This is a genomic window from Neorhizobium populisoli (genome assembly GCF_019430945.1).
GTDB lineage: Bacteria > Pseudomonadota > Alphaproteobacteria > Rhizobiales > Rhizobiaceae > Neorhizobium > Neorhizobium populisoli.
In genome coordinates this window covers 80,561-91,554 of record NZ_JAHYCB010000016.1, presented here as the reverse complement: position 1 = coordinate 91,554, position 10,994 = coordinate 80,561, and the positions used below count along the sequence as shown (strand labels likewise).

Here is a 10,994-nt window from a genome sequence, read left to right as displayed (position 1 = left end):
GAACGTATTCCATGGGCTCCGGCTCAGCAGCGACGATAGCGTCAGCGGCCTGGGCGCCGGAAACTGCTGCGAGGGCAGCAGCGGAGCCGAGAAGAAGGCTCTTGATGTTCATTTTTGACCTCCAGTCTACGGATTGTGCTCGTCAAACACCTGCAGCGCGCTAGAGTTTTTTTGGACCTGAGGCGTATTTATGATTGTCGCCCAACAGTCGCCACTTTGCTTTTCCGTTGATCCTGACGGCACGCTGACACGATCCACAGGTCTGTCAAGAACAGAAGCGATCGACAGCTCTGATACGGGGCAGCACCAGCGAGTTGAGCGAGATGATTGGCTGCGGGGCCAGTACAGGCTCTCACCCGTTTGGGTGATGCAGATCCGTGACCTGCGGTTAAGCTGCTCCCGCAACTCTATTCGGGGGAACCGTATGCGCACACTTTTGATCAGTTCATTTGCATTTCTGGCAGCTACAGCATCTTCGTTTGCAGCAGAGTTTGGCGACCTTGCTGGCACCTATACCGGCAAGACCCCAAAAGGTAGCGCCATCGTCATTGTTGTACCTAAAAGCGGCACTCCTACTTACCGTTTCGCGGGCGATTCAGTGCGTGTGAGCAACGCCACTGTCTCTGGAAAGACGATCAACTTGAACGTTGGACCCAACGGGCTTGGCCGTGTTTCTATAACCGCGAGCGCAAAAGGGGCTTCCTATAAGTACTCTGACGACAAGGGCGGCACCTCAGCGACTCTCTCCAGGCAGTAACCCATGATGCGGGAAGACGCTGCGTCCATGTTGCGTCTTCCCCCTTCCACCAAATGCCAATTAGCGGCGGGGATGTGGCTGGTCTCGACTAAGCCGTTGCGGCGGCAGAAGGTGACTATACCCGATTGGGTGATGATTGCCCCACAGGGTTGCGCTGTTAAGGCGTAGCAAACTTGGGGATTGTATGAACATCCAGACTTTTATTGCAAGTGCAGCTTTTTCTTTAATAGCATCAGCCGCCGGTGCGACGTGCCTCGTCCCGGATCGGCAGAGCAATCCGATTACTGACTTCTGGAGAAATCAGTGCAACGTCGTGGTTGGTGTGCGTTGGAGCGATCAAGGGAGTTGCAGCAATTGGAGTTGCCTTGATCATGTCGGTCCTGGCAAGAAGTCGTCGTTCACAAAGTCTCGTGGCAACCTTCAATGGCGTGAATGCCAAGGCGCCTATTGCTCACCGAGCCGCTAAAGTGATCACGTACTTCGTCTATAGCACGGGCACGCAACTATCGACTATAAGCCCCGCTGGATTTCCAGCGGGCCTCTCTTTCAGTTTTCTTAGGGGCAGTACTCCATCAGGCCCATCCACCCAAGCTTCTTCCTTGCTTGTTCGGCTTGGTAGACTTTGAACCTTTTGAGGCATTCCATCGAATCTTCCTTCGCCGTTTGCGCATTCTGTTTCGGCGGGTCTCCCACCGATGCGAAGGTAGTGCAATTTCGAACCGTAATATTCTTTTTTGAAATTGGCTTCGTACCGAACAGCGACTCCTGCTCGGAACCTGCCTTTAAAACCGTGGTATTGGGCGTATTATCGAGAAAATATTCGACCTTCGAACATGATGGGGCAGAACTCGACACGCGAACCTCCGCCGAATAGCTCGGCTTCGATCCTCCAGAACTCAGAATGGTGATATTGCCGGTGCAGCTTCCTGTCGGCTTCTGAAAATCACATTCGGCACTCGCATCTTGAGCGATGCAAACCGTCGCCATGCATAACAAGTATCTGTAAACCATGGTTGTCTCCCTCACCTACCCGGCTGCGCAGACTATTGAGTTATTTGGAATTTGACATCCCCAATTGAGGGGTCCTGGCAGCGTCGTGTTGTAACGTCCCACCTCAACAGATGGCACTCGTTCGGGCGGTGCTTTCCGCTGGCACCTACGGTATCGGCGGAAAAGCTATTTTTGCGAAGCGCGTGCCGCCCGATTGCGACGAGGACCTTTGATCTACCCCTCGTGAGCCAGGTCAGGGAACGGCTTTCTGCCGAGAGCCTCGCAAATCACTTGCCACTGGCGGCCGTTCATCCACTTGATACGGACCGCATCGAGCGCGCTGAGCTCCCTGAGATCAGCGAGCGTATGGAAACCGCGAATTTGCAGCTCACGTAGAAGAGCATGGTTCAGGCCAATCGCGGAGATCTTTTTTTCCATGGCATGAATACTGCCATTTCAATATTCGCGACGCAACCGCGCCATCGGGTTGCCGCCAGCCTCGGCCAAGCTGAATTTCTGCATATTAGCTACGCCGCCTCGATCACATCTGGAAGCGGCATCAGGGTCGGCCTGTGCCTCAGGCCGGCCCATTCATGGAGCGGTAGTTTGTACGGAAACGGACACGAACCTTCCGACAGCTGATGAGTTTAATAATAGAGCCGTCTCTAGCGGGCTCCTCGTGAACGACTGACAACTGACCCGCTTCGGCGGGTCTTTTTTTGACGTCTTTTGACAAATACCAGCACTCTCCGTTCCGCTTGGCTGTTCTGTCTGACCTGCCGCATCAACACTATGAGGCTCGGCATGGCGCGCTAATTCTTCGATGTGATCAACGGCCACGGCCTTGAACGTGACGAAGAGGGCAAGGAATTGGTATCGGCAGGTGACCGACGAGGCGCGCTCGTATCTGGACAATCGTCGGGCCGAACATGAACTTGCTGATCATCGTAGCACGCCGCCTATTGCCGGTAGGCAATCCCGCTCGCAATAAGGGCGCTCCAGCAGTTCTTTGCTGCCGCCGCGGGATCGTTTACGACCGTGACTGAATGGACGGCATTGAAACCCCTTGAGGCGGCTTGGCGCTTCATCAAGTTGATAGCATTGTCTTTGCTTGGCGGTGGATCCCACATCTTGTTCATGCATGAGGAGCCTATGACGCGCTGCTTCTCATTGCTGAGCCGTGGACCGGTCTCGGTGACCACGACCGCTGTATCATCCTGCACAGTCTGCCGACCAGCGACATGCACCAGCCCCACGTCTGAATTTTCCGAGACAGTGCCGCAAGCCGCGAGCATAACGGCAATGGCCGGCAGGATAACTATATTTCTCATGATGAACCCCACCCTTTATAGTCGCAAGTTGCACAATCCTGCACGCTGTCGTCAAGGGCGGAAGTGATAGTGATAATGCCCGTTATCGCTACCCCGGCCGAACGCGCGGCTAACTCCCGCCCACCAGACAAGAGGATAGGCCTTACCGGGCCTTCCTCAATTCTTTAGCTTGCCGTGCCGGGAGTCCCAGGCCGCGCCATCTTCAACGTAGACGACGACGTCCTTATTGTTGGGATGGTTGAGGACAAGAATCCTCGCCCGGTTCAGAGCTTCCCCCACAGGCGACCACTCATTGGGGATCGAACTGGCATCGTAGACGCTATGACCGCAAGGTCGTCGGGGCCGACGTGAACCATCACACTGTGTGGCTGCCAATGCGCCAAGTCCTCTATGCGATCATTTCCAATTCACCCTCCCAAGGTTAACCCATGCCAGTCCTGAAGAATGCCCGGCATGAGAAGTTCGCGCACTGGTTGACTAAAGGCAAGATCATCTGATGCGCCCAATGCCGCCAGCGCGCTCCTGGCACAGGCCTGCGGTCCCGCCGGTTGCTGTGCCGAATACCTCAGATGAACGGTCGTCGACCTTGCCGGGCGAAACATATACGATAGGAGCTTCTGGCGGCTGCAGGCGCTGGTTGCCGCAAAACTGCGAGGCTAGGTTTAGCGGCAAGCTGCGTTCTGTCCGATATCGTTCGTTTCAATATAACATGCTTCGCGGCTTAATCAGCCTGCAAGCTGTCGTCCCGCGCCTGCGGTCATCTGGCCCACCATCGTAGCGATGACGTCCAGCCCGTATGGTTTCGGGATGAAGACGGCTTCGCCAGGCAGCTCGTCCTTCGTCAGGCGATGCCTTCCGGACGCGATGATGACCGGTACGTTCATGTGGGTGGAGGAGATCATCCTTGCGAGATCGATCCCGCTCAGACCTCCGGGCATGTCGACATCAGTGACGACCGCATCGATCTTCCGCTGGCCTAGAATGGCTACGGCCTCTAGAACGTTCGCCGCTTCCACGACGTCGTAGCCCTCATCGGCGAGGGTGTCGGCAAGCAACGTTCTAATCAAGAGCTCGTCTTCGACGATGAGAACCGTACGCTGATACATGGCAGTCTCCGCTTCATGGTTACGAGATGAACTCGCTTGTCCAGATTTAGATCGCCCCTCGAAGCGGAGTATTTGCTAACATATTTAATAAAACTGTAATCATCGCCTGGCTTTTCCGTTGCCAAGCCAGAGAGCGCCGAATTGAATAGGGACACGAAAGCCCAACAGGCGATTGAGGACCGGAAGCGTCCGATCGACAGCCAGGAGCACCCGCCAGCTGGCCCCCACGACAAGCCTCACCTTCAGGACGAGAGCAAGACACCAGGTGCCGGATCACTACCCGACAAGGACGACGATATCGTGTCCCCCGGCAGCGGCTGAAAGGAAAAAGGGGCACCAACCGATGGGGAGCGGCCGAACCGTTTCAGCTACGATTGCGGCGGAGGCCGAGTGTGGTCGATAAGATTCTCGACCGAGGCGGGGCGGTGATGCAAGCGGGGCATGAACGGACGCGAACGGACATGGCGGGACCCGCTCCCGTGCACAGGTTATCACAGCGCGCCCACAGCGTAAGCTTCTCTTTCAAAAGCCTTTTCATGTTCCAGGGTGAACTTTGAAACATCGGCGACTGCAACATGTCGGGAGAAGTTTCACTTTCACGATATCGATATGCGCGAGGAAGGCGTAAGTTGCCCCTCTCCTTGAGCGCCAGGCGGCGGATCGCTCGGAGTAGTCGGGAAGCGGCCGGCGGACCTCGATGGTCGCTTCCCGAGAATTCAATTCCAATCAAGAAGCTTCTCGACAGCAGCGGCATGCAGCAAGGATTGCGGCTGCGGAGCGTTCGGCATCAGCTATCTGCATTCCCTTAAGGAGGATCGATCCGGAACAGAGGCTCGTCCGGCCCGGCCGGGGTCGACAACAAAAAAGGCCGGGGAGAAATCGCACCGACCTTCCATTCGTCTTCCTATCCTTGCCAGTACATCCGTGGTCAAAGCCAGTAGACGAGGCATCGCGAGCAGCACTTATCTCAAGCGCTCATCTGCGTTGCCGATGTTCGATATACAGTCGCGCAATCTGTCGATATCAAGGCGATGCCTCATCGGAATGGCTGTTGGCTCGGCGCCGTTCCCTGGATTTCGCCGAACTCCTTGCGACACGCAGCTCATCGAACGTTGGCTGCCACCATCGACGGAGCCGCTCGTACTCGCCCGGCTCCGTTCGCGCCGGCCAGGTATGAACGAGGTCGTCTAGCGTCGCGACGCGCCAGCCGGCCCAGACATGCTCGTTGTCGGAATCGGGATGATGTTCGGCAATCTCGTCCGCATCGACAAATTCGTCTGTGATCTCGGTGAGGACGACGATACCAAAAGAGGTCGTGGCAACAGGCCGACCCAGCAGCGGTAAATCGTTGATCGGCACGGGCAACCGCTTCTTCCTGCGCTCGGACGTCCTACGCTTCGCCTTCGCTTCCTCGTCGGTTCCCTTCCGAGCCTCGGCAAGCTTCCGCCGTTCTTCAGGTTCCGCTCGCTTCGCTGCCTCTTCGATATCTTCCACCGGTGCTGAAGGTCATCGTATGATGCGTGGGCACCCCCCAGACCTTGTCGTCGCCGTTCCATCGGGCGAAGGGTATCTGCCGCAGCTCGTTGACAACTGTCCGTGAGAAAGGCGTCTTGATGCGGAAGCCACGGTCGTAGACCTGCAGATATGGACTGAAGATGGGTTCGAACTCATAGGCGTCGCGGCCGCTCCTCCTCGTAGGGTGTCCTACGGTCCGCCTCAGAGGCGAGCCACCGGTCAATGCGCTTTCGAGCAGTCGTGCCGGGAACCGTCCAAGCTTGGAGCGTGTCCGAAAATCCTGCATTGGCGAATACTTCCCGGAAACGAGCAACGGTCATCCGGTCGAAGGCAAACGACACCGTCTCATGGAGCGGGTAGACTGCTCGCTGTCTTCGTCGCGATCATCGGTCATAGCAGGAAAACAGTCGGGAGTTCGTGTGGTTTCGCCTACAGGAGCGACTTCTCAACGGATGATAACGCTTTCGCAGCGCCGGCGCTCGAAATCGTAGTCCGAGGAACGATTCCAGCCGAAGTTCTAAGCGCATTTGGTATCACAGCTCAGTAGTTGGCGACATCGTCCTCGCCCCCGGAAGATGATATTTCCGGTATGGCCGGCGCGCCGACGGCTTTCTCGAGGTATCTCAGCCGCAAGTTGGGTTTTACCGCGAATGACCAGCGAAACCCGTCATTCGGTTCTAGCGCAGGCAGTAGATCGGATGAGACGAGAGTTGTTATGAGGGTCGGCGGCCTGGGCTTTCGGCAAGTTCGCCCAGGCCGCTGCCGTATTTGTCGGGGTCGTGAAGCCCAAGGATGTTTGGCCGCCCCGCTGTGTCATTCCTGACCGGCCAAACTTAGCCATTCGGCCGAATGACGACCTTGACGCAACCGTCCTTCTTGTCCCGGAAAGTCTTGTAAGCCTCAGGCCCCTCTTCAAGACCGATCCGATGGGTGATGAGAAATGACGGGTCGATCTTGCCTTCCACGATCAGGTTCATCAGCGGCTCAAGATACCGTTGAACGTGGGTCTGACCGGTCTTCAGTGTAAGTCCCTTCCCGACGAACGCGCCAAGCGGGGCTGGGACCGCAGGTCCGACGAACACTCCTGGCAGGGAGACAACGCCGCCCGGACGGCAGGCCAGGATCGCCTGGCTGAGGGCATATGGTCGCTCCGTCGAGGTAAGCTTCGACTGCATAGTCTCCATGACCCCACCGGCACCGTGGCTCTCCATGCCCACGGCTTCGATCACCGAATCAGGTCCCTTCCCGCCGGTCATATCGAGAATCCGCTGCTGGAGGTCCTCGTCGGTATAGTCGAGTGTCTCGGCGCCGGACTGCTGCGCCAGTGCGAGACGTTCGGGAACGGTGTCGATCGCGATGACACGCTCCGCCCCCAGCAGGAAGGCCGACCTGATGGCGAACAGTCCTACCGGACCGCAGCCGAAGACAGCAACGGTGTGGCCCGGCTTAATGTCGCAGTTTTCCGCCGCCATGTAGCCGGTCGGAAAAATATCGGAGAGGAAGAGGACCTGCTCGTCCGAAAGCCCTTCCGGAACCTTGATCGGGCCAACGTCCGCGTATGGCACGCGAAGGTACTGCGCCTGACCACCCGGGAAGCGCCCATAGAGTTCAGAATAGCCGAATAGACCAGCGGTCGGATAGCCAACCTGTTTAGCTTGTTCTGCGCCGTTGGGATTTGAGCGTTCACAGAGCGAGAATTGGCCCCACTTACACTGGCGGCACTCCCCGCAGGAGATGGTGAATGGGACGACGACGCGGTCGCCCACCTTAAGCTTGGAGTTGCCACGGCCGACTTCGACCACCTCCCCCATTGTTTCGTGGCCCATGACGTCGCCGGAGTGCATGCCAGGGACGAAGCCGCCGTACAGGTGGAGGTCGGAACCGCAGATCGCGCAGCTCGTCACCCTGATGATCGCATCACGGTCGTCCTGAATGATCGGGTCGTCGACCTCTTCACAACGAATGTCTCCGCTGCCGTGCCACGTCAATGCTTTCATGTCGTATCTCCTGAAATGGTTTCGTTTTACAAAGACAGACGGTTACGGCTGTCCGCCGCCGCCTGCCGCGCCGTAGATCTGGCCGGTCGCATAGCTGGCCTGCGGGTCGGCGAGCTGCACGTAGATTGAAGCGAGTTCGACCGGCTGGCCGGGACGGCCCATCGGGGTGTCGCCTCCGAATTTCTCGAGCTTCTCCATCGTCGCTCCGCCGCTGACCTGAAGCGGCGTCCAAATCGGACCTGGCGCGACACCGTTTACCCGGATCCCCTTGGGAGCGAGCTGTTTGGCCATGGACTTGGTGAAATTCATCACCGCCGCCTTCGTCATCGCGTAATCAACGAGGTTTTCCGACGGATCGTAGGCTTGCTCGGACGTCGTCTGGATGATGGACGAACCCGGTTTCAAATGCTTGAGCGCGGCCTTGGTCACGAGGAAGGTGGCGTAAATGTTCGTCTTCATCGTCGCATCGAACGCTTCATACGTGATGTCGCCGATCGACTGGGCTTGCTGCTGCCTGCCGGCGTTGTTGACCAGGATGTCGAGACCGCCCAGCGCGTTAGCGGCGTCCTCCACCAGCTTCTCGCAAAAGGCGGCATCGCGAAGATCGCCGGGTAGCGCCACGCCCTTGCGGCCTTCCTTCTCGATGAGGGCGATCACTTCCTTCGCATCCGGCTCTTCGTCCGGCAGGTAGTTGATGGCGACGTCCGCACCCTCGCGGGCGTAGGCGATCGCAGCAGCCCGGCCCATGCCGGAGTCGCCACCGGTGATGAGCGCCTTCATTCCGGCAAGGCGCCCAGAGCCCTTATAAGTAGTCTCCCCGTGGTCCGGCCTCGGGTTCATCTTGCCCGCCAGTCCAGGAAAGGGCTGGCTCTGCTTCTGAAATGACGGCTTCGGATACTTTGCGACTGGGTCGTCCACTGAAATGTTCTCCTGCTTCCTCGAAGCCGACCAGCCGAAGGCCGGGAACGCCGAGCCTGCGAGCGTGACGCTCGCTGCCGCCAGAACGCCTCTTCGACTGATCGGAAATGATGACAGAGCACTCATTGCGCCCCCTTGGAATCTGGGGCGGTGTTGCCCAGTTGAATGAACAACCGTGCGAGCTCCTTGTTCCGCTAGAGAACCGGAGCCTAAGTCTCGAACGAGGATTTTTTCCCATGCCGCATCTTGATACGCCCGACCTGCACATCACGTTCAACGAAACCGGCGCGCGGGACGGCCATCCCGTTCTTCTACTGCACGGATGGCCCGATGACGCCTCCACGTGGGAGGACGTGTCGGCTCTCCTGCAGGAGCGAAAGCTCCGTCTCATGGCGCCCTATCTGCGTGGTTTCGGCGGGACGGTCTTCCGCAATGCCGACGCCCCGCGCACCGCGAACGCAGCCGTTCTGGCCATGGACGCCATCGCCTTGATGGATGGCCTAGGTATCGAAAGCTTCTCAGTCGTTGGCCATGACTGGGGCTCCAACATCGCCGAGGCTCTTGCTCTCGGATGGCCCGACCGCGTCGAGAGGATGGCCCTCCTCTCATCGTTGCCAAGAATGGGCGGACTGAAGACGCCGACGTTCCGGCAAGCGCAGAGGTACTGGTATCACTGGTTCATGGCCACCAAGCGCGGCGCCGAGACAATCGCCAGCGATCCTCACGGGTTTGCACGCGTCCAGTGGGAGAACTGGAGTCCAGACGGGTGGTTCGCCGAGGCGACGTTCGAGGGCGTCGCGCGATCCTTCGACAATCCTGATTGGGTCGCGATCACCCTCCATAGCTATCGGGTTCGATGGGGTGAGGCCGAGCCGGATCCGCAAAGTGGGTGGCTCGAGGATCGGATAAAGGAAACTCAATCCCTCTCGCTTCCGAGCCTTTATTTCCAAGGGGCGGACGACGGCGTCAACCCGCCGGAGCTATCGGAAAACTTGCACGAGAAGTTCTCGGGACCCTTCGACAGGATCCTGCTCCAGAACGTCGGCCACTTCCCCCAGAGAGAAGACCCGGAAACGGTCGCCCGAGAACTGGCTATCTTCCTTCAGAGCTAGAACCTCTGTAGCGCGGCAGCTTCGGCGCCGCCATACCCGACTCACCCAAGGAGACTTCAATGCCCGGAACCTTCGTCACCGTTTACCTGCTAGCGTTCGACCTCGACGGACACGGTCAGGCTGTGAAAGCTTTCGAAGCCCGCCCGGTGGCGAGCGAAGTGGCGGCGATCGAGGCGGCGCGCGCACTGGCCGACAGCCACGCCGGGGTCGTCGTCTGGAAACGCGAAGGAGACCCGGTAGTGGGCGAGGAAGGCGATCCGGAAATCGTGTTCCAGTCAGGCCGGATCGGGGACTTCGGGTGACGACCCACCCAGCGGACGACGAAAGGCTGGACAGACAGGAACTGTATGCGCCCGCCGTCGTTTCCGGCAGACACCATCTGGAGGATCACATGAGTGACATGACTTTGCCGGACATCGCCAGCAAACTTAAGAAGATCGACTTCTGCATGATGTCGACCAAGGGATCACAGGGCGAGATCTCGAACCGTCCGATGAGCAACAACGGCGACGTCGAGTACGACGGGGATAGCTGGTTCTTCTCTTACGAAGATACTTCCAAGATCGCGGATATTCGATGCGATCAAGGCGTCACGCTATCGTTCACGGAGCCGCCAAGCCTCCTCGGAAAGCCGGGCATCTTTATCTCGGTCGAGGGCAAAGCAGATCTTATCGAGGACAAGGCGCTTTTCGAGCAGCACTGGTCAAAGGACCTCGACCGCTGGTTTCCTGAGGGCATCGAGACGCCAGGCATCGTGCTCATAAAGGTACATGCGGGCCGGATCGAATATTGGGATGGCGAGGACAACGGTGCAATTACGGTTTGACAGCTGCAGATGGCGAAGCCGACCCCCGCCGTCCAAAAAGCAAAAATGGAGGCCTGGCTGTGGATGCCGGGCCTTAACCCTTCAGTCGAGGTAGCTTCCTTTCCGAAAATTTGGGCGTCAGCAAGATCGTCTTCATACAAGTTATAGAACCTCGCAGCCCGCAGCGCCTCTTACCGTAAAGTCCAGACAGACACCTGCGACCTCGCGGAGATGGTGGTAATTCCGGTTTTGGGCCCTGCCGTGTACTTGATGTCGAATCCGATCTTGTTCGAGATACCGAATTCGAAACCGGAAACAACAGTGCGGGCAAGAGTGCCACTTTGCAGAACCAGCAGCATGTGACTGCGCCCAAGGCCGCCACCAGAAACACCGCGGTCCATGTTCTTTGGTTTCGCGCTGTGCGCTTCTGGCAGGGGATTGGAGCTGGATGCAATGCTAGTTG

12 protein-coding genes and 2 pseudogenes are annotated in these 10,994 nt (G+C 58.2%); 6 read left to right on the top strand and 8 right to left on the bottom strand.

What is annotated here, in order from left to right; translation table 11 throughout:
* Window positions 1-112, bottom strand: a pseudogene (locus tag KX729_RS34475) (porin); the annotation flags it as partial.
* 312 nt (window positions 113-424) lie between these two features.
* Between KX729_RS34475 and KX729_RS29435 the strand changes: the two are divergent.
* The gene (locus KX729_RS29435; protein ID WP_219746028.1) at window positions 425-757 is read left to right on the top strand and encodes a DUF2147 domain-containing protein; all 333 of its coding nucleotides are present in this window, start codon (window positions 425-427) and stop codon (window positions 755-757) included.
* 555 nt (window positions 758-1,312) lie between these two features.
* On the opposite strand, the gene KX729_RS29430 is transcribed toward KX729_RS29435, so the two are convergent.
* The 3 genes from KX729_RS29430 to KX729_RS29420 form a co-directional block, all read right to left on the bottom strand.
* Window positions 1,313-1,768: a hypothetical protein gene (locus KX729_RS29430; RefSeq protein ID WP_219746027.1), complete on the bottom strand. Its 456-nt coding sequence runs from the start codon at window positions 1,766-1,768 to the stop codon at window positions 1,313-1,315.
* A gap of 213 nt (window positions 1,769-1,981) precedes the next feature.
* Complete coding sequence (locus KX729_RS29425; RefSeq protein ID WP_219746026.1) at window positions 1,982-2,185, bottom strand: hypothetical protein; 204 nt, start codon at window positions 2,183-2,185, stop codon at window positions 1,982-1,984.
* A 521-nt stretch (window positions 2,186-2,706) separates the two neighbouring features.
* Window positions 2,707-3,078 carry a hypothetical protein gene (locus KX729_RS29420; protein ID WP_219746025.1) on the bottom strand — a complete coding sequence of 124 codons (372 nt, stop codon included), beginning with the start codon at window positions 3,076-3,078 and terminating at the stop codon, window positions 2,707-2,709.
* A 510-nt stretch (window positions 3,079-3,588) separates the two neighbouring features.
* Between KX729_RS29420 and KX729_RS33895 the strand changes: the two are divergent.
* A pseudogene (locus tag KX729_RS33895) lies at window positions 3,589-3,738 on the top strand (gamma-glutamylcyclotransferase); the annotation flags it as partial.
* 65 nt (window positions 3,739-3,803) lie between these two features.
* On the opposite strand, the gene KX729_RS29415 reads toward KX729_RS33895, so the two are convergent.
* A complete protein-coding gene (locus tag KX729_RS29415; RefSeq protein WP_219746024.1) occupies window positions 3,804-4,184 on the bottom strand; it encodes a response regulator in 381 nt (126 codons plus the stop codon).
* A gap of 141 nt (window positions 4,185-4,325) precedes the next feature.
* Here KX729_RS29415 and KX729_RS33890 point away from each other — a divergent pair, with 141 nt between their 5' ends.
* A complete protein-coding gene (locus KX729_RS33890) occupies window positions 4,326-4,505 on the top strand; it encodes a hypothetical protein (RefSeq protein ID WP_246617951.1) in 180 nt (59 codons plus the stop codon).
* 702 nt (window positions 4,506-5,207) lie between these two features.
* Here the strand turns inward: KX729_RS33890 and KX729_RS33885 are convergent.
* The 3 genes from KX729_RS33885 to KX729_RS29400 all read right to left on the bottom strand — a co-directional run bounded on the left by KX729_RS33885 (window position 5,208) and on the right by KX729_RS29400 (window position 8,740).
* Complete coding sequence (locus tag KX729_RS33885; RefSeq protein ID WP_246617950.1) at window positions 5,208-5,678, bottom strand: hypothetical protein; 471 nt, start codon at window positions 5,676-5,678, stop codon at window positions 5,208-5,210.
* A gap of 854 nt (window positions 5,679-6,532) precedes the next feature.
* Window positions 6,533-7,696 carry a zinc-dependent alcohol dehydrogenase gene (locus tag KX729_RS29405; RefSeq protein ID WP_219746023.1) on the bottom strand — a complete coding sequence of 388 codons (1,164 nt, stop codon included), beginning with the start codon at window positions 7,694-7,696 and terminating at the stop codon, window positions 6,533-6,535.
* A gap of 42 nt (window positions 7,697-7,738) precedes the next feature.
* Window positions 7,739-8,740: an SDR family oxidoreductase gene (locus KX729_RS29400; protein WP_219746022.1), complete on the bottom strand. Its 1,002-nt coding sequence runs from the start codon at window positions 8,738-8,740 to the stop codon at window positions 7,739-7,741.
* A 110-nt stretch (window positions 8,741-8,850) separates the two neighbouring features.
* Between KX729_RS29400 and KX729_RS29395 the strand changes: the two genes are divergently transcribed.
* The 3 genes from KX729_RS29395 (at window position 8,851) to KX729_RS29385 (ending at window position 10,552) form a co-directional block, all read left to right on the top strand.
* On the top strand, window positions 8,851-9,726 hold the full coding sequence (locus KX729_RS29395; RefSeq protein WP_219746021.1) for an alpha/beta fold hydrolase: 876 nt from the start codon (window positions 8,851-8,853) through the stop codon (window positions 9,724-9,726).
* A gap of 59 nt (window positions 9,727-9,785) precedes the next feature.
* Window positions 9,786-10,028: a hypothetical protein gene (locus tag KX729_RS29390; protein ID WP_219746020.1), complete on the top strand. Its 243-nt coding sequence runs from the start codon at window positions 9,786-9,788 to the stop codon at window positions 10,026-10,028.
* An 89-nt stretch (window positions 10,029-10,117) separates the two neighbouring features.
* Window positions 10,118-10,552, top strand: a complete 435-nt coding sequence (locus KX729_RS29385) for a pyridoxamine 5'-phosphate oxidase family protein (protein WP_219746019.1) — start codon at window positions 10,118-10,120, stop codon at window positions 10,550-10,552.
* The last annotated feature ends 442 nt before the right edge of the window (window positions 10,553-10,994 follow it).

Bases quoted from the DNA above. Each gene is read 5' to 3' on its own strand.
- KX729_RS29435 (WP_219746028.1), top strand. From the start codon at position 425: ATGCGCACACTTTTGATCAGTTCATTTGCATTTCTGGCAGCTACAGCA.
- KX729_RS29430 (WP_219746027.1), bottom strand. From the start codon at position 1,768: ATGGTTTACAGATACTTGTTATGCATGGCGACGGTTTGCATCGCTCAA.
- KX729_RS29425 (WP_219746026.1), bottom strand. From the start codon at position 2,185: ATGGAAAAAAAGATCTCCGCGATTGGCCTGAACCATGCTCTTCTACGT.
- KX729_RS29420 (WP_219746025.1), bottom strand. From the start codon at position 3,078: ATGAGAAATATAGTTATCCTGCCGGCCATTGCCGTTATGCTCGCGGCT.
- KX729_RS29415 (WP_219746024.1), bottom strand. From the start codon at position 4,184: ATGTATCAGCGTACGGTTCTCATCGTCGAAGACGAGCTCTTGATTAGA.
- KX729_RS29405 (WP_219746023.1), bottom strand. From the start codon at position 7,696: ATGAAAGCATTGACGTGGCACGGCAGCGGAGACATTCGTTGTGAAGAG.
- KX729_RS29400 (WP_219746022.1), bottom strand. From the start codon at position 8,740: ATGAGTGCTCTGTCATCATTTCCGATCAGTCGAAGAGGCGTTCTGGCG.
- KX729_RS29395 (WP_219746021.1), top strand. From the start codon at position 8,851: ATGCCGCATCTTGATACGCCCGACCTGCACATCACGTTCAACGAAACC.
- KX729_RS29390 (WP_219746020.1), top strand. From the start codon at position 9,786: ATGCCCGGAACCTTCGTCACCGTTTACCTGCTAGCGTTCGACCTCGAC.
- KX729_RS29385 (WP_219746019.1), top strand. From the start codon at position 10,118: ATGAGTGACATGACTTTGCCGGACATCGCCAGCAAACTTAAGAAGATC.